At 37.5% G+C, this 24,331-nt stretch carries 21 protein-coding genes; all 21 read left to right on the forward strand.

Annotated elements, in window-relative coordinates; all coding sequences use genetic code 11:
* The first annotated feature begins 184 nt into the window (after window positions 1-184).
* The 21 genes from AC1DFT_RS07265 (at window position 185) to AC1DFT_RS07365 (ending at window position 24,243) form a co-directional block, all read left to right on the forward strand.
* Entirely contained in the window at window positions 185-1,279 is a 1,095-nt protein-coding gene (locus AC1DFT_RS07265) for a zinc-binding dehydrogenase (RefSeq protein WP_477918526.1), read from the forward strand.
* A gap of 57 nt (window positions 1,280-1,336) precedes the next feature.
* Window positions 1,337-2,173, forward strand: coding sequence for an AhlS family quorum-quenching N-acyl homoserine lactonase (gene ahlS / locus AC1DFT_RS07270; protein ID WP_477918527.1), 837 nt, complete (start codon window positions 1,337-1,339; stop codon window positions 2,171-2,173).
* Between the two features lie 29 nt (window positions 2,174-2,202).
* Window positions 2,203-3,639, forward strand: a complete 1,437-nt coding sequence (locus AC1DFT_RS07275; protein ID WP_477918528.1) for an aldehyde dehydrogenase family protein — start codon at window positions 2,203-2,205, stop codon at window positions 3,637-3,639.
* Window positions 3,640-3,652: 13 nt separating this feature from the next.
* Window positions 3,653-4,786, forward strand: a complete 1,134-nt coding sequence (locus AC1DFT_RS07280; protein WP_477918529.1) for a zinc-dependent alcohol dehydrogenase family protein — start codon at window positions 3,653-3,655, stop codon at window positions 4,784-4,786.
* 240 nt (window positions 4,787-5,026) lie between these two features.
* Complete coding sequence (locus AC1DFT_RS07285) at window positions 5,027-5,269, forward strand: KGG domain-containing protein (RefSeq protein ID WP_477918530.1); 243 nt, start codon at window positions 5,027-5,029, stop codon at window positions 5,267-5,269.
* Window positions 5,270-5,514: 245 nt separating this feature from the next.
* The gene (locus AC1DFT_RS07290) at window positions 5,515-6,072 is read left to right on the forward strand and encodes an integrase (RefSeq protein ID WP_477918531.1); all 558 of its coding nucleotides are present in this window, start codon (window positions 5,515-5,517) and stop codon (window positions 6,070-6,072) included.
* A 254-nt stretch (window positions 6,073-6,326) separates the two neighbouring features.
* Window positions 6,327-7,322 (forward strand): hypothetical protein, encoded by a 996-nt coding sequence (locus AC1DFT_RS07295; RefSeq protein WP_477918532.1) that lies wholly within the window; start codon window positions 6,327-6,329, stop codon window positions 7,320-7,322.
* Between the two features lie 140 nt (window positions 7,323-7,462).
* Window positions 7,463-8,749 carry a trigger factor gene (gene tig / locus AC1DFT_RS07300; protein ID WP_477918630.1) on the forward strand — a complete coding sequence of 429 codons (1,287 nt, stop codon included), beginning with the start codon at window positions 7,463-7,465 and terminating at the stop codon, window positions 8,747-8,749.
* 158 nt (window positions 8,750-8,907) lie between these two features.
* Window positions 8,908-10,176: an ATP-dependent protease ATP-binding subunit ClpX gene (clpX, locus tag AC1DFT_RS07305; RefSeq protein WP_477918533.1), complete on the forward strand. Its 1,269-nt coding sequence runs from the start codon at window positions 8,908-8,910 to the stop codon at window positions 10,174-10,176.
* 173 nt (window positions 10,177-10,349) lie between these two features.
* Complete coding sequence (gene lon / locus AC1DFT_RS07310; RefSeq protein WP_477918534.1) at window positions 10,350-12,674, forward strand: endopeptidase La; 2,325 nt, start codon at window positions 10,350-10,352, stop codon at window positions 12,672-12,674.
* A complete protein-coding gene (gene yihA, locus AC1DFT_RS07315; RefSeq protein ID WP_477918535.1) occupies window positions 12,671-13,252 on the forward strand; it encodes a ribosome biogenesis GTP-binding protein YihA/YsxC in 582 nt (193 codons plus the stop codon). Before lon ends, yihA begins: the two co-directional genes overlap by 4 nt.
* 264 nt (window positions 13,253-13,516) lie before the next feature.
* Window positions 13,517-14,881: a glutamyl-tRNA reductase gene (hemA, locus tag AC1DFT_RS07320; protein WP_477918536.1), complete on the forward strand. Its 1,365-nt coding sequence runs from the start codon at window positions 13,517-13,519 to the stop codon at window positions 14,879-14,881.
* Window positions 14,882-14,966: 85 nt separating this feature from the next.
* The gene (locus AC1DFT_RS07325) at window positions 14,967-15,797 is read left to right on the forward strand and encodes a cytochrome C assembly family protein (protein WP_477918537.1); all 831 of its coding nucleotides are present in this window, start codon (window positions 14,967-14,969) and stop codon (window positions 15,795-15,797) included.
* A gap of 22 nt (window positions 15,798-15,819) precedes the next feature.
* Window positions 15,820-16,749: a hydroxymethylbilane synthase gene (hemC, locus tag AC1DFT_RS07330; RefSeq protein ID WP_477918538.1), complete on the forward strand. Its 930-nt coding sequence runs from the start codon at window positions 15,820-15,822 to the stop codon at window positions 16,747-16,749.
* Window positions 16,742-17,506, forward strand: a complete 765-nt coding sequence (locus AC1DFT_RS07335; RefSeq protein WP_477918539.1) for a uroporphyrinogen-III synthase — start codon at window positions 16,742-16,744, stop codon at window positions 17,504-17,506. The genes hemC and AC1DFT_RS07335 overlap by 8 nt, the downstream gene beginning before the upstream one ends.
* Window positions 17,503-18,486 carry a porphobilinogen synthase gene (hemB, locus tag AC1DFT_RS07340; RefSeq protein WP_477918540.1) on the forward strand — a complete coding sequence of 328 codons (984 nt, stop codon included), beginning with the start codon at window positions 17,503-17,505 and terminating at the stop codon, window positions 18,484-18,486. The genes AC1DFT_RS07335 and hemB overlap by 4 nt, the downstream gene beginning before the upstream one ends.
* A complete protein-coding gene (gene hemL, locus AC1DFT_RS07345; RefSeq protein ID WP_477918541.1) occupies window positions 18,486-19,778 on the forward strand; it encodes a glutamate-1-semialdehyde 2,1-aminomutase in 1,293 nt (430 codons plus the stop codon). The genes hemB and hemL overlap by 1 nt, the downstream gene beginning before the upstream one ends.
* Before the next feature lie 1,273 nt (window positions 19,779-21,051).
* On the forward strand, window positions 21,052-21,810 hold the full coding sequence (locus AC1DFT_RS07350; protein ID WP_477918542.1) for a GTP cyclohydrolase II: 759 nt from the start codon (window positions 21,052-21,054) through the stop codon (window positions 21,808-21,810).
* Window positions 21,803-22,894: a bifunctional diaminohydroxyphosphoribosylaminopyrimidine deaminase/5-amino-6-(5-phosphoribosylamino)uracil reductase RibD gene (gene ribD, locus AC1DFT_RS07355; protein ID WP_477918543.1), complete on the forward strand. Its 1,092-nt coding sequence runs from the start codon at window positions 21,803-21,805 to the stop codon at window positions 22,892-22,894. Before AC1DFT_RS07350 ends, ribD begins: the two co-directional genes overlap by 8 nt.
* An 11-nt stretch (window positions 22,895-22,905) precedes the next feature.
* A complete protein-coding gene (locus AC1DFT_RS07360) occupies window positions 22,906-23,481 on the forward strand; it encodes a 5' nucleotidase, NT5C type (RefSeq protein WP_477918544.1) in 576 nt (191 codons plus the stop codon).
* A gap of 60 nt (window positions 23,482-23,541) precedes the next feature.
* Entirely contained in the window at window positions 23,542-24,243 is a 702-nt protein-coding gene (locus AC1DFT_RS07365; RefSeq protein ID WP_477918545.1) for a hypothetical protein, read from the forward strand.
* Window positions 24,244-24,331 lie beyond the last annotated feature (88 nt).

Consider the following 24,331-nt stretch of genomic DNA (forward strand, 5'->3'; position numbering starts at 1 on the left):
TCACGAGATTTTTTATTTTTTTCGATTTAGGTACAGAGCAAGGAATGATTTCCTATAGAGAGCAAGAAGATTAACTATCTCCCGAAAAAAGAAATATTTTCATGAGTTTACGAATAGATTATGAAATAGCCATGCATTCATAATTTGTTTTGGCAATTTTTATAATAATATTGGGGGTTATTGGGTGAAGGGGAAAGTCGCGGTAATGACAGAACCAGAACAGATGGTTTTTGAAGAGTATGATTTACCGAAGGCAGCAAAAGATTCCATATTGGTTCGTGTTAAAAGGACAAATGTTTGTGGGTCGGAACTGCATATTTGGAAAGGGTTACATCCTACGAAAAAATCCGGGGTAATGGGACATGAAATGGTAGGGGAAATTGTTGAGCTAGGTGAAGGCGTCACAACTGATTATGCTGGACAACCAGTACAGGTGGGTGATCGAATTGCAGCAGCTTATTTTTTGACTTGCAAGAAATGTAAACACTGTTTGCAAGGGTATTTGAATTTATGTGAAAACGCATATGAGTATTGGAGCAAAGAAGCGCATGAGTATCCCCATTTTCATGGATCATTTGCTACGCACTACTATATCCATCCCAATCAATATTTTTATAAAGTACCGGACAATGTTCCAGATGAAGTTGCAGCTGGTGCAAACTGTGCCCTGTCACAAGTGTACTTTGGCATTGAAAAATCCGGATTAAAATATGGGGAAACAGTTGTTATCCAAGGTGCCGGTGGGCTTGGCTTGAATGCTACTGCAGTTGCAAAAATGTTTGGAGCTAAAGTGATTGTCATTGACACCGTACCAAATCGTCTTGCTTTAGCAAAAAGATTCGGCGCTGACGAGATACTTTCGATGGATGAGTATAAGACGGTTGAGGAACGTACAGAGAAAATAATGTCGCTAACAAACGGAGTTGGAGCGGATGTTGTGATGGAACTAACGGGGGTACCAGTGGCTTTAGCTGAAGGGATCCATCTCATTAAATCGGGAGGAAAATATATTTCTATTGGTAATATTTCTCCTGGCAAATTAACCGAGTTCGATCCGGGATTAATGACAAGAAAAAATATTTCAATATTAGGGCTCATTCGTTATGAACCTTGGTATTTATATAAATCATTAAAGTTTTTGAATTTGAATATTAACAAATATCCATTCAGTGAAATTCTTGCTTGTGATTTTACATTAGAAGATTTGTCGAAAGCATTGGATGCTTCCTTTAATCGTGGAGTGACGCGAGCATCAATTGGAATTGAATACGCCAATTGAAGAATAGAGAGTTGATCGACTGAATGAAGAAAATATAAAATATTGGAGGAATATATTATGTGTAATTCTAAAAAAGTTTACGTACTAGATACGGGTACGATGAAGATGGATAAAAACTATATGATTTCAATGCATAATCCTGCTAGTGTATCCGATCCGAGTCCAAAATCAGAATTTGTGGAGTTTCCGGTTTTTGCTGTATTAATCGACCATCCGGAAGGGAAAATTTTGTTTGATACAGGTTGTAACCCGGAAGGTATGGGAGACGATGGGCGTTGGCCAGAAGGAATTCAGCAACTTTTCCCTGCCTTTCAAAATGAAGAATGTTATTTAATCAATCGATTAGAACAGTTAAAAGTACGTCCTGAAGATATCAAATATGTAGTAGCTTCTCACTTACATTTAGATCATGCTGGATGCTTAGAACTATTTACAAATGCAGAAATTATTGTACATGATTCAGAGTTACAAAATGTGATGAAAACCTTTGCGATGACTCGTAATATGGGTGCTTATATTTGGGGAGACGTGATGGCGTGGATTAAGAATGAGCTACGCTGGCGAACGATCAAACCGACTGAAAAAGAAGTCAATTTAGTAGAAGGCATTAAAATAATAAACTTTGGACCAGGACATGCGTACGGGATGCTTGGTTTGCATATCGAATTGCCTGGCACTGGGAATCTGCTACTGGCTTCGGATGCATTGTACACTGCGGAAAGTTTAGGGCCGCCAGTTAAACCACCAGGGATTTTATATGATTCGGTTGGTTACAATTCCACAGTTGAGCGTATTAGAAGTTTTGCTGAAGAGAATAACTCAACAATTTGGTTTGGTCATGATGAAAAACAATTTAAAACTTTGATTAAGTCTACTGAGGGGTACTACGAATAAAGGATAAACTTTTGGAGGTAGATAATCACATGTTAAAAAATGGTTCTTTTATAGATGGGGAAGAATTGATAGCGGGAGACAGAGATATAATTGAAGTACTCAATCCTTATAATCAAGAAAAAATAGGACAAATTTTCTGCGCTACTCAAAACGAAGTAGTCCAAGCAGTGGAAAATGCGCATGAAGTATTTCAACATACGATGAAGAAAATGCCAGCACATAAAAGAAGTCAAATCTTAAGAAATGTAGCGGATTTGTTAGAAATAAGAAAAGAAGCATTTGCACGAATTTTAACATTAGAAGCAGGTAAACCAATTGTAGAAGCAAGAGGGGAAGTTGTTAGAGCGATTCAAGTTCTGCATTTCGCTGCAGAGGGGGCGAAAAATCTCCATGGGGAGCAAATCGTACTGGATAATGCAATCGGTGGAGAGCAACAATTTGGTTTTTCCATGCGCGTTCCACTAGGTGTTGTCGCTGCYATAACACCTTTTAATTTCCCGTTAAATATGGCATTGCATAAAATTGCTCCTGCAATTGCAGCAGGAAATACAATTGTTATAAAACCTGCGGAAAAAACACCATTTTCTACAGTTGCTTTATATAAATTATTTCATGAGGCGGGTTTGCCATCTGGTGCGCTTAACCTTATTMAAGGTGTCGGGAAGAAACTAGTTGAGCCTCTTGTGACTCATCCACTTGTCAAAAAAGTAACTTTTACTGGAAGTGGAGCAGTAGGATGGCATATTCAGGAAATGGCTAAAGGGAAAAAGGTGACACTTGAATTAGGATCCAATGCCCCAAATATTATTTTTGATGATGCAAATATAGATAATGCCGTATCTTCCATACTGATGGGAGGCTTTACATTCGCAGGGCAAGCATGTGTTTCGGCACAACGTATTTATGTTCATCAATTAGTTTATGATGAGTTTTTAAACAAACTTACAGAGAAGGTATCTGCTTTGAGAATGGGTGATCCTAAGGAAGAATCGACTCAGTTAGGACCGATGATTACAGAAGAGGCGGCTAAAAAAGCGGAATCGTGGATTCATGAAGCCGTTCAATCGGGAGCTCTTATTCGTACGGGCGGGACAAGAAATGGTACTTTCTTAGAGCCAACGATTTTAGAAAACGTTGATTTTGAGATGAAGGTTGTTTGTCAGGAAGTTTTTGCTCCAATAATTGCTGTAGTACCTTTTGATACGGAAGAAGAAGTAATTAGCTATGCAAATGATTCACGCTATGGTCTACAGGCAGGGGTATTTACGAATAATATTAACCTAGCAATGCGAATGGCGGAAGCTTTAGAAACAGGTGGGGTATGGATTAATGAGGTTTCTGTTAAACGATATGATCATATTCCGTACGGTGGTGTGAAAGAAAGTGGTATTGGCAAGGAAGGTATTCACTATGCAATCCAAGAAATGACGGACCTTAAATTTATTGGAATGAAAATATTATCATAGAGGAGTAGGCTTTGTGAAAGTTAAATCTGCTATTTTACGTGAATCTGGCGCCCAGCGGCCTTATGCATCTAGTAAACCTATAAAAATTGAACAAGTCGACTTAGATTCACCAGGAGTTGGAGAAGTTTTAATACAAATAAAAGCCGCGAGCCTATGTCATTCTGATTTATCCGTGATAAATGGCAGCAGACCGCGACCACTTCCTATGGCGCTTGGTCATGAAGCTGCAGGGGTCGTTATGGAAACGGGACAAGGTGTAACAAGTTTCCAACCTGGTGACAAAGTTATTTGTGTATTTGTACCTAGTTGCGGTCAATGTATTCCTTGCGCTGAGGGACGACCAGCTTTATGTGAACCGGGTGCACAGTCGAATGGAGCTGGCACGCTTCTCGGAGGAGGCATGCGTATTCATAATGGGGAAGAAAGTATCGGACACCATGTTGGAGTTTCCGCATTCTCTGAATATGCGGTCGTTTCACAGAATTCTCTAGTGAAAGTAGAAAGGGATTTGCCTTTTGAAAAGATGGCTTTATTTGGTTGCGCGGTAATAACGGGTGTTGGTGCGGTTGTAAATACTGCGGAAGTTACATTAGGAAGTAAAGTGGCTGTTATCGGACTTGGTGGTATCGGTTTGAGCGCACTTATTGGTGCCATTGCAGCAGGGGCTAATGAGGTCATTGCTATTGATATTAACGAGAAAAAGTTGGAACAAGCAAAAGAACTTGGTGCTACCGCTATATTCAATTCAAAAGATCCAGATGTTGTGGAACAAGTACGTGCCTACACAAATGGTGGAGTAGATTATGCTTTTGAAACGGCAGGAGTTGTTGCGGCAATGGAAGTTGCGTACGGGGTAACGAAACGTGGTGGAGTAACTACGACGACTGGACTACCCCATCCTGAGCATAAATTTGCATTTCCTTATGTTACTTTAACCGCCGAAGAACGAACGCTAAAGGGATCTTACGTAGGAAGCAGTGTTCCTAAAAGAGATATCCCGAATTATATAAACTTAATGGAGCAAGGACGATTACCAGTTGATCGGCTTCTTTCCAATATTATTTCCTTAGAAGAGATCAATGAAGGATTTGATTTACTTGCTACAGGTGATGCCTCGCGTATTATTATTAAAATGGACGAAAGATAAGGAACAAGTATTTTGAACTGAACGAGTTTTACACTATTACAGTTACTCCTTGATGTGTAGAGATGCGGCTTTGTCGTATTCCTACACATTTTTTATGATATTTTTAATGATAAAAGTTGTCTTATCAACAATCTTGAAAATATGAAAATAGCATGTTTAACATTATATGAACTGGGAATATAAAAAGTAAGCTTGATCTTACTTCAAGCTTGATAAAAATTTAGAGGAGGAATTTATTTAATGGCTAACAAGCAGAACAATCGCAACAGAAACAATGATGAAAACATGACTGTCGAAGAAGCGGGACGTAAAGGCGGAGAAGCTACCTCCAAAAATCATAATCGTGAATTTTATGAGGAAATCGGACGTAAAGGCGGAGAGGCTACTGCCGAAAATCATGACCAAGACTTTTACGAGGAAATTGGTCGTAAGGGCGGAGAAGCCCGTAGCAGACAACGGAACAATAACAATAAGGATAATTAAAGCTACATTTTAAATGGAAGAATTACAGTTAAATAGAATATTTAAGAAAACACTCTTTAGTCGTAGTGGCGACTAAAGAGTGTTTTTGGTTTCAAAGAAAAGATGGCTATTAGATTTCAGTACGTCTCTCTTGAATTCAAATTAATATTATTATATATTTACTTTTGTCGAAAATTTTACTTTGGATTTTAACATATACTAGAGAAAGTTTATTACACCAAGAGCGAGGAGAAGCAGAGAGACGAATGAAAAACAAAGATATAAAAAAATATATTTGCCAGTTGATTAGTTCCACGATGCACGATGTTCGGATGGATGTTGAACTGAAACAAGATAATTCAGGGATAAATATGAGCTATAATTTTATTGGAAACTATGTTGGGTTTGATGTGAATCGTTTGCTCGAAGTATGTGAAGAAATGCGAACACCGATTTCACTTGAATCATATATCCAAATAATTACTATACATGAATTAGGGCATGCAATGGATCGCCATGCTTTATTAGATTCAATGTCACGTACGTTGGAGATTTATAATACCAAAAAAAGTCATTCAATATATGAGCTATATAACAATTTAGATTTACTTGCTATGCTTATTGAAGAACATAAAATGAATATAACTTTCGAAGAAAATGCTTGGGAAAATGCCGAACTACTTAATAAAAAATTTCAAATAGTAGATGAAAAAAGTTATGAGGCCGTGAAAGCTCATAGCCTTTCAACATATATAAAATTATATGAAGAAGATTTACACTTGTATGAGGAACTAGTGGCTTCACAAAGTGCTCAAATTGCTTAAAAGTTTCTATTTTCATCTTTAAACGATATCAAAGGCCAACTGGATTATGACTATCCAGTTGGTCCGATTTTTATGCAATGTTTTATTTTTTATAAAATTTAAACTCACCTGATTGATATTAGTGGTAAGTAAGCGTCCGTCTTCAATGGAAAATAGTGTGGAAATTTTCAGATAAAAGTTAACGAGATATAGAAAAATAAGTGAACATGATATAGTATATAGGTATATATTGAAAAGAAAGGCAGGCGAGTAAAATGAAAAAAAGGCAACATAATCMAAAAACAAAAGAAAATATTATCTTTTTTCCAGGAATGGTTGAAAAGTTAATTGCGGATGGGTTAGCCTTTGCAGAAGTAAATAATCATGTAGCAGCAGCCAATTGCTTCGATCAGGCGAGTGAACATATTGAGCTAGACGATGCGATATTAAGTGTATACATACTATCTTTGTTGGAAACTAATCGGCAACAGGAAGCAAAAGAAATATGTGAGAATTTGCTGAAAAAAAGATCGCCTTTATTCGAACAAATCGTGGAACTTTACTTAACAATCTTACTCGACCTAAAGGCTTATTATGAAGTTGATCGTGTATTAAACAAATTACTAGTGGATAAAAGATTTACGAATGAAAGAAAGAAAAATTTCCTGCAATTAAAAGAATTGAGTGGGCGTTTGGCGAAAGAGCAGGAGGACTTTCTTACAAACGACAATGATATTAACCCCAGTGTCGATAAACAAAAATTTGCAATAGAAGAGTACTTAAAACTAAGCTTCATAGAGAAAGAAGCATTGTTACAAGAAGCTTTTCACAAAGATGTAACTGAAGTAATACCTAACATTATAGAAATTGCCCAAAGCAAAAAAGTACCCCCTGCTATTCAAACGCTGGCACTATTACTTCTAGGTTCTAATGGGGAGACTACTGAGATATTGATTGAAAAGTTTGGCTTCAAAGAAAAAGTGAATCCATCTTCGCCTCCGAGTCCTAATGCGATGGAACGAATAGAGTTTGTCAAAAGTTATCTCCATAACATATTAGAAAAAGACCCTTCCAAATTGCAGTTAACGGTAGGATTAATACATAGCCATGCATATGCATTATTTCCATTCGATTGGGCAGGATATAGCGATGAATCAGTTGCACAAGCGTATGTAAATTTTGTGGATTCTTTATTTGGAAACGGAAGTATACAACCGAATAAGTTGTACGAGTTGATTCAATTATTGGAAGCTTCGACTGAAGGGACCTGAGTATTAATAGTATTGAAAGTCTATTCATCTATGCTATAATATACAAGTTGTCAATATAATTAGTGAAAAACTGCGCTGTATACGTATATGCATAGTGCTAAATTATTGTAAATTATTATTTGGAGGTAGAATATATGTCAATGGATCAGACTGTAAAATGGGAAAAACAAGAAGGCAATAATGGTTTATTAACTGTAGAAGTCGCTGCAGCAGAAGTTACGAAAGGTTTAGACCAAGCATTTAAAAAAGTAGTAAAACAAATTAATGTACCTGGTTTCCGTAAAGGAAAAATGCCACGTCAAATGTTTGAAAAAATGTATGGTGTGGAATCATTATTCCAAGATGCATTAGATATTATTCTTCCACATGCTTATGGGCATGCAGTTGAAGATGCTGGAATTGACCCAGTAGATCAACCAGAAATCGATATCGTAACAATGGAAAAAGGACAACCTTTAGTATTTACTGCAAAAGTTGTTGTAAAACCAGAAGTAACTTTAGGAGACTACAAAGGTTTAGAAGTAACTAAATTAGACGAGGCTGTTACAGACGAAGAAATCGAAGAGCAACTAAAAAGCCAACAAACTCGTTTAGCTGAATTAGTTGTAAAAGAAGATGCGATCGTAGATGGCGATACTGCTGTAATCGACTTTGAAGGTTTCGTTGATGAGGTTGCATTTGAAGGTGGAGCAGGAACAGACTACCCACTAGAAATCGGTTCTAACTCATTCATTCCAGGTTTCGAAGAACAATTAGTAGGTGTAAAAACTGGAGAGTCAAAAGACGTAGAAGTAACTTTCCCAGAAGAATACCATGCTGCTGAACTAGCTGGTAAACAAGCAATTTTCAAAGTAACTGTGAAAGAAGTTAAAGGAAAAGAACTTCCTGAACTAAACGACGAACTTGCAAAAGAAATCGACGCAGAAGTAGAAGGTATCGATGCATTACGTGCAAAGCTAAAAGAAGTTACTGCTGAAGAGAAAAAACAATTAGCAGCACAAACACTTCGCGACAACTTAGTAGAAGCAGCTGCAGCTAATGCAACAATCGACATTCCAGAAGCAATGATTGCGACAGAAACTGATCGTATGCTTCAAGAGTTTGGACAACGTTTAGAGCAACAAGGAATGAACTTAGATCTTTATTATCAATTCTCAGGTCAAGATGAAGCAGCTTTACGTGCTCAAATGGCAGAAGATGCAGACAGCCGAGTAAAAGTTTCTTTAACACTTGAAGCAATTGCTGAAAAAGAAGGATTGACAGCAACTGAAGAAGATGTAAATGCAGAGCTTGAAAAAATGGCTGCACAATTCAACATGGCTGCCGGGGATATTAAAAACGCACTTGGTGGTACAGCAGTACTTGAAAACGACATTCGTTTCCAAAAAACAGTTGAATTCTTAGTAGAAAACGCTAAAATTTCATAATAAGTGAAGAAAGCGTTATAATATAAAACAAGGTACAGCAATTTGTCTGTGCCTTGTTTTATACCATACATAGGTTGCAGCGATATAAAACATAAACGTATTATTTGATTACTTAATGAGAATCTTGTAAGATAATTGCTTGAATAGGGGTGAATATTTTGTTCAAATTCAATGATGAAAAAGGGAACTTAAAATGTTCTTTTTGTGGAAAACCACAAGAACAAGTTCGTAAGCTAGTTGCAGGACCAGGCGTATATATTTGTGATGAATGTATCGATTTATGTTCTGAAATTGTAGAGGAAGAGCTTGGTATCGAGGAAGAAGTAGAGTTTAAAGAAGTTCCAAAACCTAAAGAAATTTTATCTATTTTAGATGAGTATGTAATTGGGCAGGAAAGAGCAAAAAAATCACTAGCTGTTGCAGTGTACAACCATTACAAACGGATCAATTCAAATAGTGTAATCGATGAAGTAGAACTTTCTAAATCGAATATCGTTCTAATAGGACCTACTGGTAGTGGTAAAACATTACTAGCTCAAACATTAGCACGTATTTTGAATGTACCATTTGCTATTGCAGATGCGACTTCCTTAACGGAAGCGGGCTATGTTGGGGAAGATGTTGAAAACATTCTGTTAAAACTTATCCAGTCTGCGGATTACGATATTGAAAAAGCAGAAAAAGGGATTATTTATATCGATGAAATAGATAAAGTAGCACGTAAATCTGAAAATCCTTCTATTACTAGAGACGTTTCAGGTGAAGGTGTTCAACAGGCACTTCTAAAAATATTAGAAGGTACTGTAGCAAGTGTTCCACCACAAGGCGGTCGTAAGCATCCACATCAAGAGTTCATTCAAATTGATACAACGAATATTTTATTTATCGTTGGTGGTGCATTTGACGGAATCGAACAAATTATAAAACGTCGTCTAGGTGAAAAAGTAATTGGTTTCGGTGCCGATCCGAACAAAGTGGAAATAGAAGCAGGTTCAGTACTTAGTCAGTTAATTCCAGAGGATTTACTGAAATTTGGACTAATTCCAGAGTTTATCGGCCGTTTACCAGTACTTGCAAGCTTAGAGCAGCTTGACAATGAAGCACTTGTACAAATTTTAACAGAGCCTAAAAACGCACTTGTGAAGCAATATCAAAAAATGATTGAATTGGATAATGTGAAGTTGACATTTGAAGATGATGCATTAATTGAAATTGCCAAAGAAGCAATTGAGCGTAAAACTGGTGCACGTGGTCTTCGTTCTATCATTGAAAATATTATGTTAGATGTGATGTACGAATTACCATCACGTGAAGATATTGTAGAGTGTGTCATCACGAAAGAAGCTATTACAGAAAAAGCACGTCCAAGACTATTGTTAGAAGACGGCACTGAATTAGAAAAAGATAACGAAAAAACATCTGCATAACGGAGTGTTAATATAAGCTGGCTTCCAATCTGCGCGTGCTTAGCGCAAGCAAGGATGTCAGCTTTTTCTTCTTACGTTTTCTTTTGGGAAAATAGGGAAGACCGATGTAGAGAGATTGAACCGTATTTTTATTATACGATTCGGACAGAATAAGTTGGAGGTGACTTCCCAAAATGACAAACAAAAATATGACATATTATCCAGTACTGCCTCTAAGAGGGTTATTAGTATTTCCAACAATGATTCTTCATATCGATATTGGGCGCGAGCGTTCTATTGCAGCTTTAAACGAAGCGATGTTACGTGAAGAAAAATTGTTTTTATCGGCACAAAGAGATATGACCTTAGAACAACCAATTATGGAAGACTTATATGATGTGGGTGTAATTGCAACTGTTAAACAAATGGTGAAGCTCCCAAATGGAACAATGCGTGTTTTAGTAGAAGGTGTACAACGTGCGATTTGGGATGATTATAAAAAAACAGATACGTTTGATGAAGTAACTGTGTCTGCATATATTGAACCGGAAAAAGCAGATCAAGAAGAAGAAGCGCTTATGCGTACGTTACTACATAATTTTGAAAAGTATTCAAAAGTATCTAAAAGCGTCTCCGAAGAAACATATAATGCCGTTGTGGATATAGAGGAACCTGGTCGCTTAGCGGATATGATTGCATCTCATTTACCTCTAAAAATTACCGGTAAGCAAGAGATTTTGGAAATAATGGATGTAAAAGAGCGGTTAGAAACATTAATCGCCCGGTTATACAATGAACAAGAAATATTAAATTTAGAACAAAAGATTCATACTCGTGTCAAACATGCGATGGAACGGACACAAAAAGAGTTTTATCTTCGGGAGCAAATGAAAGCGATTCAAACCGAGCTTGGGGAAAAAGAAGGTAAAACTGGTGAAGTTGCAGAGTTGAAAAAACGAATTGAAAAAGCGGGTCTACCTGAAACAACGAAAAAAAATGTATTAAAAGAATTAAATCGCTATGAAAAATTACCATCTCAGGCGCCAGAAAGTGGCGTTATTCGAAATTACATCGATTGGATTGTTTCCATTCCTTGGTCGAAATCCACAGAAGATCAATTGGATATTAAACGTTCGGAAGAAATTTTAAATCGAGACCATGAAGGATTAGAGTCCGTAAAGGAAAGAATCTTAGAATATTTAGCTGTTCGCCAATTGACAAAATCTTTACGTGGGCCAATCCTTTGTTTAGTAGGACCTCCTGGAGTAGGGAAAACTTCCCTTGCCAAGTCTATTGCGGAATCTTTAGGTCGTAACTTTGTTCGTATTTCATTAGGTGGGGTTCGCGATGAATCTGAAATTCGTGGACATCGCCGCACGTATGTTGGTGCAATGCCAGGCCGCATTATTCAAGGGATGAAAAAAGCTGGAACGATCAATCCGTTATTTTTGTTAGATGAAATCGATAAAATGTCAAATGACTTCAGAGGTGACCCTTCTGCTGCAATGCTAGAAGTGTTAGATCCAGAGCAAAATAATACATTTAGTGACCATTATATTGAAGAAACCTATGATTTATCTAATGTATTATTCATAGCTACTGCCAATGATTTAAGTACGATACCAGGTCCATTACGAGATCGTATGGAAGTTATTTCTCTGGCTGGATATACGGAAATGGAGAAACTTTCTATTGCCAAAAACCATTTACTACCAAAGCAAATAAAAGAGCATGGCCTCACTAAATCCCAGCTTCAATTGAAAGATGATGCAATTATTGATATTATCCGCCATTTTACACAAGAAGCGGGTGTACGTGGGTTAAATCGTGTACTAGCAAATGTTTGCCGAAAAGCGGCACTTCAAATCGTTTCTGGTGATAAGAAGCGGATAACTATTTCAACGAAAAATTTAGAAGATACAATCGGTAAAAGAAAATTCAGATACGGTTTAGCAGAGACTGAAAATCAGATAGGTGTAGCAACTGGACTAGCATATACAACAGTCGGTGGCGATACATTACAAATTGAAGTATCTTTGTCTGCAGGAACTGGAAAACTTCAACTAACTGGGAAGCTCGGGGATGTCATGAAAGAATCTGCTCAAACGGCATTATCTTATGTCCGCTCGAAAGCAGAGGAATTTGGTATTGATCCGTCATTCCATGAAAACAAAGATATTCATATTCACGTACCAGAAGGAGCAGTTCCAAAAGATGGCCCGTCTGCTGGAATTACAATTGTTACGGCTCTTGTTTCTGCTTTATCCAAACGTCCGATTAAACGAGAAATTGGAATGACTGGAGAAGTGACATTAAGAGGAAGAGTATTACCAATTGGTGGATTGAAAGAAAAAACATTAAGCGCACATCGCGCGGGGTTAACAACGATTATTTGCCCAAAAGATAATGAACGTGATATTGAAGATATTCCAGAAAGTGTTCGTGAAGTATTAACATTTCATTTTGTTTCCGATGCGCAAGAGGTGCTTCAATTAGCATTGGAGGAGACAATAAAATGAAAATAAACAATGTAGAGCTACTTATAAGTGCTGTAAGACCAGCGCAATATCCAGAAGGAGATTTACCAGAATTCGCATTAGCAGGACGTTCGAATGTTGGGAAATCATCTTTCATTAATAAAATGATCGGTCGAAAAAGCATGGCGCGTATATCATCCAAGCCAGGGAAAACACAAACATTAAATTTTTATAAATTAGAGGAAGATTTACTGTTTGTAGATGTACCTGGGTATGGTTATGCGAAAGTATCTAAATCGGAACGTGCAGCGTGGGGTAAAATGATTGAAACGTATTTTACCTCTCGCAATGTGTTAAAAGCAGTCGTGCTACTTGTAGATTTACGTCATCCTCCAACAGCAGATGATTGTATGATGTATGATTTTTTAAAGCATTATAATATTCCATGTATCGTCGTTGCTACAAAAGCCGATAAAATTCCTAAAGGTAAATGGGACAAGCATAAAAAAATCGTTAAAGAAGAACTACAAATGGAAAAAGGTGATCCGCTTGTCGTATTTTCTTCTGAAACAGGACTAGGCTTTGACGCTGCTTGGGCAGAAATTGAAAGCAGAATGTAATCCATTTGTACTAGTCCGATTGCATAGGTGATTAAAAAAGATTATGTAGGGTAATATATCTCTACATAATCTTTTTTGTTGCTAATTTTCTGCAAATTTCGATTACGAGCTATTGCCTTGAAATAGGGAAGGTTGTTTGTTAATATTATTTTATAATCATTCTAATTAACATTTCATAGCTTGTTCACAAATGGTTTAAAACATGTGGATGGGCTATGCTATAATAGGGCTAATGAAATGAACGTGAAGGGGAGACATGATTCCATGCATACAATCGTGGTAGGTGTCAATTACCGTACTGCTCCAGTTGAAATTCGAGAAAAGTTATCTTTTGTCGAAACAGAGCTGCCGAACGCAATGCGGGCACTACAAGGACAAAAAAGCATACTTGAAAATGTTATTGTATCTACTTGTAATCGTACAGAAATATACGCGACTGTGGATCAATTACATACAGGTAAATATTATGTCAAACAATTTTTAGCGAATTGGTTTGATATACCATTGGAAGATTTATCTAGCTATTTATTTATCCATGAAGATAACGAAGCCAATAATCATCTATTCCGTGTTACAGCAGGAGTCGACTCAATGGTACTTGGTGAGACCCAAATTTTAGGCCAAGTGAGAAAAAGTTTTCTAAATGGGCAAGAAAATGGCACAACCGGAACCGTTTTCAACCAACTATTCAAACAAGCGGTGACATTCGCAAAACGTGCACATTCCGAAACAGCTATTGGTGAAAATGCTGTCTCAGTTTCTTATGCTGCAGTAGAGCTAGGAAAGAAAATTTTCGGTACGCTTAAGTCTAAACATATAGTCATTTTAGGTGCTGGAAAAATGGGCGAGCTTGCTATTCAAAACTTGCACGGTAGTGGTGCAGAAAAAGTAACGGTGATTAACCGTACTTTTGAAAAGGCGAAAGAACTTGCAGAGAAATTCCATGGAAATGCCAAACCAATGGACGAGCTACAATGCGCCCTATTGGAAGCAGATATTTTAATCAGTTCAACAGGTGCCACAGAATTCGTCATCGATTTCGAATTAATGCAGTTTGTAGAACGATTACGCAAAGGAAAACCACTTTTTATGGTAGATATTGCAGTACCACGTGATTTAGATCCAAGAATTGGTGATTTACCGAATGTCTTTTTATATGATATCGATGATTTACAAGGAATTGTCGAAGCAAATTTAGCAGAACGTGAACGAGCTGCTAAACAGATTAACCAAATGATTGGAACAGAAATTGAACAATTTAATGATTGGATAGCGACTCTTGGAGTGGTCCCAATTATTTCAGCACTTCGTCAAAAAGCAAACAAAATACAAACCGAAACAATGGTTTCTATAGAAAATAAAATGCCTGATTTAACAGAACGCGAGCGAAAAATTTTAAACAAGCATACGAAATCCATTATCAATCAGCTTTTGAAAGAGCCAATTTTGCAAGTGAAAGAATTATCCACTGCAAAGGATTCGGTTGAACAGCTTCAATTATTCCAACAGATTTTTGGAATTGAAGAAGATGTGCAAAGTGAAATAATCGAACAAGCTCAAAAAGCAAAAATCAGTTTAAAAAGCTCTTTATTGGAGTCTCAAAATTTAAAAGGAAATTTATCCTTTTAACAAAGAAAAGGAGGTGTTTTTTATATCTGTATGGTAACTAATAGATATATAAAGCACCTTTTTATTATATAGAGGGAGATTAGATATGGCTGATTTGACGATGACACGGCTACACGAGATAATGGTMGTCCTCCAATCCGTTAGTCTTGTTTTTTATTTTATTGATTATTTGAATAAAGATCGTCATGCACACCGAATTGCTGTGCGGCTACTTTCCGTTGTTTGGATATTGCAAACGGTATTTTTAGTGTTGTATATAGTCGAAACAAGGCGATTTCCGATATTATCCTTGTTTGAAGGAATCTATTTTTATGCATGGTTAATCATCATATTGTCCTTAGTTTTGCAAATAGTATTTCGCTTAGATTTGCCAGCATTCTTTTTGAATGTTATTGGATTTATCTTTATGACGATTCATACCTTTGCACCAAATCAAATTGAACAGTCTGCTGTTGGTGATACGCTACGATCTGAATTATTATTTATTCATATTACATTTGCATTATTAGCATATGTAGCTTTTTCTTTATCCTTTGTTTTTTCGACATTATACTTAATATTATATCGTGTACTAAAAAAGAAAAAATGGACAAAACAGTTTTCTAGATTACCATCTTTACAACAAGCTGAATCAGGGATGACATTATCTATTATTGTAGGAGTCCCTCTGCTGTTTGTAAGTTTAGTTCTTGGGTTAGAATGGGCATATGTATCGTTAGATGTATTTTCTATCGTTGATTTTAAAATCGTTAGTTCTTTTATTCTATTGGTAATATATATTGTTGTTTTAGTAATAAAAAAACGAGCCAGATTTTCAGGGACAAACTTCGCATGGGTACATATATATGCATTTTTATTTGTCTTGATCAATTTTTTATTAGGAAGTCAATTCTCACAATTCCATTTATGGTATTAAAGAAAAGGAAGGTAGCGAAGTTATGCGTAAAATTATTGTAGGTTCAAGAAGAAGTAAGTTAGCTTTAACACAAACAAATTGGTTTATACAACAGATGAAAGATATGGGAGCACCTTTTGAATTTGAAGTAAAAGAGATTGTGACAAAAGGGGATCAAATTTTAGATGTGACATTATCTAAAGTTGGTGGAAAAGGTCTTTTTGTAAAAGAAATTGAGCAAGCATTATACGACAAAGAAATCGATTTTGCTGTACATAGTATGAAAGATATGCCTTCTGTATTGCCACCAGGTTTAGTGATGGGATGTACTCCTAAACGAGTGGATGAGCGAGATGCATTTATCTCGACAGGTCATGTGAAGTTTGCGGAACTACCAAAAGGAGCTATCATTGGTACGAGCAGTTTACGAAGAAGTGCTCAACTGTTATTAATGCGTCCAGATATAGAGATTAAATGGATCCGTGGAAATGTAGATACGAGACTTCAAAAGCTTCAAGATGGCGAATATGACGCGATTATTTTAGCTGCAGCGGGTCTAAAGCGTCTTGGCTGGAGTGATGAAGTAGTAACAGAATATTTGTCACAAGAAGATTGTGTTCCAGCAGTGGGGCAAGGGTCTTTAGCGATTGAATGTCGTGAAGATGATGCAGAATTATTGGCAGAGCTTGCAAAGCTTTCAGATAAAGAAACTTGGGATGCTGTACATGCAGAGCGTGCATTTTTAGCTGCAATGGATGGGGGTTGTCAAGTTCCTATAGCAGGACATGCAGTTATTAGTGGGGATGAAATTACACTGACCGGATTAGTTGCGGCTCCAGATGCATCCGTTGTGTATAAAGAAGTAGTAACTGGTACAGACGCAGAAACAGTAGGAAAAGAAGTAGCACGCCTAGTTACAGAGCAAGGAGCATATGATCTAATCCAACAAGTAAAGGCAGATTTAAATGTCTAAGCTAAAGCCTTTACAAGACGAGCACGTCATTTTTACTGGGATATTACGATCATCTGACGCAGTGGATTTAACGCTACGATTAGGAGGAAATCCAGTAATTGCTCCTGTAATAACGACACAAGAGATTATGACATTAGATGACAGGGAGAAATTACTCGCTTGCTACGAATATGATTGGCTCATTTTTACAAGCCAAAGTAGCGTTCATGCATTTTACTCTAAAGTAAAGCAGTTCGAAATAGAAACTTCTTCCTTGAAGGCGAAAATTGCAGTTGTTGGCTCGAAAACTGCATGTGCAATAGAAAGTTTAGGCTTTCATGTAAGTTTTACACCTACTATTTTTAGTGCAGATGTGTTTGTAAAAGAGTTTCCAGCAGTTTCGGCTGCACATGAAAGCTGTATATTTTTAAAAGGGAATCTTGCAAAAAGCACGCTTGTTGACGGGTTACCAAATGTAATCGATACATGGACTATATACGAAACAGTAGAAGTAGATGAGAATTTGGAACAAGTTCGGACACTTTTAGAAAGTGGAGAAAGTTGTTCGCTCGTTTTTACAAGTCCATCTACTGCAAGTGTATTTCATCGAAATATAGGCGTTCATACAGGCTATGACCGATTTACAATATGTACAATTGGCCATATTACGAAAAACTACTTAGAATCATTAGGCGCGACTGTTCAAGTCATGCCAGAAACGTATACATTGCTAGATGTAGTAAATAAATTAGCAGATTGGAAAGGAAGAGTGCAATGACAGAATTAGTATTTCAACGTCACCGTCGATTAAGAAAAACGGCTGGTATAAGAGCAATGGTCAAAGAAACGTATTTACATAAAGAAGATTTAATCTACCCGATCTTCGTTATGGATGGGGAAAATATTAAAAACCCAGTAGCTTCTATGCCTGGTGTATTTCAATTTTCTCTTGATCGTTTAGGAGAAGAAATAGACGAAGTAGCTTCATTAGGAATTCCTTCTGTTATCTTATTTGGATTACCTGCAGAGAAAGATGCAGTTGGAACACAAGCGTATCATGATCACGGTATTGTTCAAAAGGCAATTCGTTTTATAAAAGAACGTCATCCTCATTTAGTAATCATTGCAGATACTTGTCTATGCGAGTTCACAGATCATGGGCATTGTGGTGTAGTCGATGCAGATGAGCGAATTTTAAATGACCCATCCCTTGATTTGTTAGCTAAAACAGCTATTAGCCAAGTGGAAGCAGGTGCAGATATTATTGCGCCTTCGAATATGATGGACGGCTTTGTTACTGCTATTCGTCATGGCTTAGACGCAGCAGGATTTGCGGATGTACCAATTATGTCTTATGCAGTGAAATATGCTTCTGCATACTATGGTCCGTTCCGTGAAGCTGCAGACGGCGCACCGAAATTTGGAGACCGTAAAACATATCAAATGGATTACTCGAATCGTATGGAAGCAATTCGCGAAGCAACTTCTGATATCGAAGAAGGTGCAGATATGTTAATCGTAAAGCCAGCACTTGCTTACTTAGACATAATTCGTGATGTAAAAAATAACTTCGATGCACCAATCGTTGCTTATAATGTAAGTGGCGAATATGCAATGGTTAAAGCCGCTGCTATTAATGGTTGGATTAATGAGAAAGAAACAGTACTAGAAACGTTAACAGGAATGAAACGTGCCGGAGCAGATATGATTTTAACCTATCATGCAAAAGACGTAGCACGTTGGTTGGAGGAGAAATAATGACAAAATCATATGACTTATCTAAACAAGCGTTTACAGAAGCACAAAAATTAATGCCAGGTGGAGTAAATAGTCCAGTGCGTGCGTTTAAATCCGTAGACATGGATCCAATTTTCATGGCAAGTGGGAAAGGCGCTATTTTAACAGACATAGATGGCAATGAATACATCGACTATGTATTATCTTGGGGTCCACTTATTCTAGGTCATACAGAACCGAATGTAGTAAAAGCGATTCAAGCTGTAGCCGAAACTGGTACAAGCTTTGGAGCTTCGACTTTAATCGAAAACAAATTGGCCAAACTTGTTATGGAACGAGTTCCGTCTATCGAAATGGTGCGAATGGTTTCTTCTGGGACGGAAGCAACGATGAGCGCACTTCGTTTAGCACGCGGGTATACAGGAAGAAATAAAATATTGAAGTTTGAAGGTAGTTATCACGGTCATGGTGATAGCCTGCTTATTAAAGCTGGTTCTGGAGTCGCTACACTTGGTTTACCAGATAGCCCTGGTGTTCCTGAGTCAATTGCGAAAAATACGATTGCGGTACCTTATAATGACTTAGAAAGCGTGCGTCATGTATTCGAGAACTTTGGTGATGATTTAGCAGCAGTTATTGTAGAACCTGTAGCAGGAAATATGGGAGTTGTTCCACCAATTGAAGGCTTTTTAGAAGGTCTTCGAGAGTTAACAGAAAAACATGGAACTGTGTTAATATTTGATGAGGTAATGACTGGATTCCGTGTTGGTTATCATTGCGCACAAGGTTATTATGGGATTACACCAGATTTAACTTGTCTTGGAAAAGTAATCGGTGGCGGTCTACCGGTTGGAGCTTTCGGTGGGAAGCGTGAAATAATGGAGATGATTGCTCCGAGTGGACCTGTATATCAAGCGGGAACACTTTCTGGAAATCCACTTGCAATGACAGCAGGATACGAAACACTTACCCGTTTAAATGAAGGTTCCTATGAGTATTTCATTAAACTAGGTGACCAATTAGAAAAAGGCTTCCGTGAAGCAGCAACAAAATATAATATTCCACACACGGTCAATCGTGCAGGTTCGATGATTGGATTCTTTTTAACAAATGAAGACGTCATAAATTTTGATACAGCGAAAACATCCGATTTAGAGCTATTCGCTCAGTATTTCCGTCTAATGGCGGAAGAAGGTATTTATTTACCGCCTTCTCAATTTGAAGGCTTGTTCTTATCAAGTGCACATACCGAAGCACATATCGAAAAAACAGTACAAGCATTCCACACTGTATTTGAAAAACTAGCAAGATAAAGACGAAGGGCCTTGTAAATGCAAGGTCCTTTGTATTATCTTAAAGAGAATTAAATAGTAGATGGTATCGTTATATAGGGAAACTGAGTGGTAGTGAGGTGAATAAAGTGTCCGCTGTGATTTTCGCTGCAGTGCGGACGCTTTCCGTGGGGTGAGTGATGAGCCTTCACCGCCGCTTGCGCGTACGTTGTGAAGTCTCATCTTACTCACTTGATCCCACTGGAGTCGCCGCCTGTAGCGAAAATCAATGGAAATTGCCAAATTATTGAGATCCCATATTAACAATAAATGGTTGAACGAGACAATATCCACTGCGAACGCGACAATAAGGCAGCTGCACACGACAAACTAGTCGAGTAGATGCCGGCCAGCGTGTTCGATGGGCTTTAAGACATATATTTCCTATAATATGTCGGAATTATGGTTGTCTTACATCAAGTAAAGAGCCATTTTGAGAATTGGTTGCTTTCACGAGTAATTTGGTTGCTCTCGTATTGATTTAGTTGCTTTCGTAGTAGAACTGGTTGCTCCCAGTCACCGGTTGGTTGCCCTAAGCCATTTACTGGATGCATGCAATGGAAAAAGTGGGTAAAGTTTTGTTTTTTCAACTGGTCTGCACTGATAAGTATGCAAATTCTATTAATTTACACTTCACCCAGTGGAAGTCGTCCTCCCGGCAGTGAAAATCTTAGCGGTTAATAAGATGCGCTATCCCAATAATACGTCTCAATCCTAGTAAAACTTGCCATTTTAAAAATTGGTTGCTTTCACGAGTAATTTGGTTGCTCTCATGCTGATTTAGTTGCTTTCGTAGTAGAACTGGTTGCTCCCAGTGATCGGTTGGTTGCCCTAAGCCATTTATTGGATGAATTCAATGGAATAACTGGTTGAAATTTTGTTTTTTAATGGGATGGTATGGATAATTGGGCAATTTCCATTGATTTTCACTGCAGGGCGGCGACTCCAATGGGATTAAGTGAGCAAGATGAGACTTCACATCGTACGCGCTAGCGGCGGTGAAGGTTCATCGCTCACCCCATGGAAAGCGTCCGACCTGCAGCGAAAATCCCAGCGGACACCTCATCTAACTCATTACCACGCATTATCCTTATAATGCATAACACAGCTATTCAGCCATGTCTGCCCATTATGTTTTTAGAACGACTTATTTGACATATCGCGATTACTAAAATATAATTGCTTACGAAAAGTAATCTACAAAGAATAATATAGATGAAAACGTAATTTAGTTACAAGAAAAGAGGAATATAGCATGGTCAATGTGCAAACTGCTACAAATAACGCTATTAATGTTTTAAAAGATAAAATTAAAGTACTAAAAGCAGAAGAAGGTTCTATCTATTTAGTCGGACCTATCCGACTCCCTGTTAATTTACACGGAGAAACAGTCATTTTCCAGTGGTACTGCTGGTTAAATAGCAAGGAAGAAACAGAAGATATTGGGCAAATCATTGATAATTTATCTTCTGCTAACCTGGCGGAGTATCAACAATCGAGTGTGCTTGTATACGGAGATTTCCAGAATGATGCAGAAGCGTTAATTCGTATGCATTCCATTTGTCATACAGGCGACATTTTCGGAAGCAAACGTTGTGACTGTGGCTTCCAATTAAAACAATCGATGCAAATGATTGTGGACAATGGTTCAGGTGCACTATTCTATTTAGCAAACCATGAAGGTAGAGGAATTGGTTTATTCAGCAAAGCCATGGCTTATATCCTTCAAGAAAATGGTTCGGATACAGTAGAAGCAAATGAAAAACTAGGATTTGTAGATGATTCTAGAAATTATAGTGATGCCATTGAAGTATTAAAAGCATTGCGTTCAAAACCGGTGACGTTAATTACGAACAATCCGAAAAAATTAAAAGCATTGAAAGATGCAGGATTGTCAGTGTCTGGTCGCACGCCTTTATGGGGTGATGTCTCTGAATATAATGAAAGTTATTTACAAACGAAGATCAATCGTTCAGGACATTTGGAGGAAGAAGGTACATTTTTACATGACTAATCATGCTTTTTATATGAATCTCGCGCTTCAAAACGCGCAAGCGATGAAAGGACAAACAGATCCTAATCCACTCGTTGGTGCAGTCATTGTCAATGAGAATCGAATCGTTGGTGTAGGAGCTCATATGAAAGCGGGAGAGCCCCATGCGGAAGTTCATGCGATAAGAATGGCAGGGGATAAAACAGCAGGGGCTACCATTTATGTAACACTTGAGCCTTGTTCTCATCACGGCAGAACTGGTCCATGTGCAGAGGCAATCGTACAAGCAGGGATACAAAAGGTTGTCATTGCGACATTAGACCCTAATCCCCTTGTATCAGGACGAGGAGTCAAAATCCTAGAAGATGCGGGTATTGATGTAATTGTTGGTGTGGAAGAAGAAGCTTCACGTAAAATGAATGAAGTCTTTAATAAATTCATCGTTGAAAATAAACCTTTCGTTACGCTAAAATCAGGTATTACACTAGATGGTAAAATTGCTTCCTATACAGGACATAGTAAATGGATTACTTCAGAAGATGCGAGACATGATGTGCATCATTTACGTAATGAACATATGGCTATATTAGTAGGCGTTAACACGGTCATTGCAGATAATCCTGAGTTAACGACACGAATCCCAAATGGCCGAAATCCACTTCGAGTGGTGCTAGATTCCGCTTTAAGAATCCCACTTGAATCGAAATTAGTCACAGATAAGCTTGCCGATACGTGGATTTTTACAAGTGCAAACTATGACGAAGAAAAGAAAGCTGCTTTAGAAAAATTAGGTGTTTCTATTTTTCACACATCTGATCCGAAGCATGTTAATCCACTTGAAGTCGTAACGATTTTAGGAGAAAAATCGATCTCCTCTTTACTTATTGAAGGTGGAGGTACGATTAACGCCGCCTTTTTAGAAAATAATTTAATCGATAAAGCGGTTATTTACATTGCACCGAAATTAATTGGTGGAAAAAATGCCCCTTCATTTCTGGGAGGCACTGGAATTGAAAGTATGGGTGACGCAGTAGAACTAGTGGATACAGACATTGTAAAAATCGGGAAAGATTTTAAATTTGTTGGATATCCAGTATATAAATGAGGGATAATGAAATGAGATTTGGGTTCGATATTGATGATACATTGATCAATCTCCGTGAACATGCTTTTCAACTTTATAATCAAAAATTAAATCAACATATTGCGCTGGATATTTTTCATGCATTAAATAAGGTGGAAATCCACGAGCCTTTTGGAATGACTTCTGAAGAAGGGTCTCACATGTGGAATAACTCGTTGGAAGATATATATTATACCGATTGTCCGCCTTATCCAGATGCAGTGGAAATGTTGCAGCAATTAACGACGGCTGGACATGAAGTTTTTTATATAACGGCAAGACCGTCCGAACATGGAGAACGTACTAAAACCTGGTTAAGAGAACAAGGGTTTCCAGTAAAAGATGAAAACTTCTATTGTGGAATGAAAGATCAAGAAAAAGTGATGATTATTCAAAAATTACAGCTGGATTATTATTTCGATGATAAACCGGATGTGTTAAACACACTAAATGATTGCAAAACGAAAGTATATGTGAAAACACAATCTTATAATAAGCATCTGACAATTCCAAGATTTTCAGATTGGTCTGAATGGAAGCAACTCGTAGAGGACCAGACCCGTAAGTAAAACAGTGTTCTATTCTACCCTAATTTTTCATAAGTTGTCCTATATGAAGGAGGATGACAAATGGAAGCAAAAAATTGGGATGTAAAAGAGCAGTTTCTTTTTCCTGCAAGCTTTGGTGTACCAAAAGAAATAAGAACGGTGGCAGTTACTCCACAATTCGAACAACAAGAAACAGAGGAATCGATTCAAATAGTGGGGATTTACCACATTACCTGTCATGTTGAATTTGAAGAAGGTGAACATGCACATCATGCTACGAGTGATGTAACACAAATTGAAGATTTAGATGTACAGGGCGAAGTAGGTTATTTTGAATATGCTGTACCAATGAGTGTAGAAATTTCCAAGGATAAAATACGTGCAGGCAGTTCACCTACTTTAAACGTTCAACATGTGAAGGCGAAAACAGCAGAGCATGCAGCAATTGAAATTGCATGGTCTGTTCATTGCGAATTCGAAGGTCCCAATCAAGAAGAAGTAGAAATTGAAATTGAGATTGAGAAAAAAATAGAACTGGAACCGATATCCGAAGAAAAAGAAATAAAAGAAATAAAAGAAACAAAAGAAACAAAAGAAACAAAAGAAACAAAAGAAACAAAAGAAACAACAGCAACAAAGGAAACAAAGGAAACACCCGAAAGCGATCAGACAAAAATAGAAGAGTCAGAACTTCAATTCATTTTGGATTTGGATGATGGCTACTCCAAGATTTCCTATCCATCAAATTATGTCTCTGTAAAACAAAAAACAGAGGAAGAGTAAAAAAACAAGGATTAAGATGTCCCATGTGGTAGGGACGATTAAAACACGTATTACTTGAAAACCACAAATGGGAATAATAACACCTTTA

The organism is Psychrobacillus sp. 05T411 (assembly GCF_056396485.1).

Coding starts and splice junctions, on each gene's coding strand:
- lon (WP_477918534.1), top strand. CDS start 10,350: ATGACAAACAAAAATATGACATATTATCCAGTACTGCCTCTAAGAGGG.
- hemA (WP_477918536.1), top strand. CDS start 13,517: ATGCATACAATCGTGGTAGGTGTCAATTACCGTACTGCTCCAGTTGAA.
- AC1DFT_RS07360 (WP_477918544.1), top strand. CDS start 22,906: ATGAGATTTGGGTTCGATATTGATGATACATTGATCAATCTCCGTGAA.
- AC1DFT_RS07350 (WP_477918542.1), top strand. CDS start 21,052: ATGGTCAATGTGCAAACTGCTACAAATAACGCTATTAATGTTTTAAAA.
- ahlS (WP_477918527.1), top strand. CDS start 1,337: ATGTGTAATTCTAAAAAAGTTTACGTACTAGATACGGGTACGATGAAG.
- tig (WP_477918630.1), top strand. CDS start 7,463: ATGGATCAGACTGTAAAATGGGAAAAACAAGAAGGCAATAATGGTTTA.
- AC1DFT_RS07335 (WP_477918539.1), top strand. CDS start 16,742: ATGTCTAAGCTAAAGCCTTTACAAGACGAGCACGTCATTTTTACTGGG.
- AC1DFT_RS07365 (WP_477918545.1), top strand. CDS start 23,542: ATGGAAGCAAAAAATTGGGATGTAAAAGAGCAGTTTCTTTTTCCTGCA.
- hemB (WP_477918540.1), top strand. CDS start 17,503: ATGACAGAATTAGTATTTCAACGTCACCGTCGATTAAGAAAAACGGCT.
- AC1DFT_RS07290 (WP_477918531.1), top strand. CDS start 5,515: ATGAAAAACAAAGATATAAAAAAATATATTTGCCAGTTGATTAGTTCC.
- hemL (WP_477918541.1), top strand. CDS start 18,486: ATGACAAAATCATATGACTTATCTAAACAAGCGTTTACAGAAGCACAA.
- hemC (WP_477918538.1), top strand. CDS start 15,820: ATGCGTAAAATTATTGTAGGTTCAAGAAGAAGTAAGTTAGCTTTAACA.
- ribD (WP_477918543.1), top strand. CDS start 21,803: ATGACTAATCATGCTTTTTATATGAATCTCGCGCTTCAAAACGCGCAA.
- yihA (WP_477918535.1), top strand. CDS start 12,671: ATGAAAATAAACAATGTAGAGCTACTTATAAGTGCTGTAAGACCAGCG.
- AC1DFT_RS07285 (WP_477918530.1), top strand. CDS start 5,027: ATGGCTAACAAGCAGAACAATCGCAACAGAAACAATGATGAAAACATG.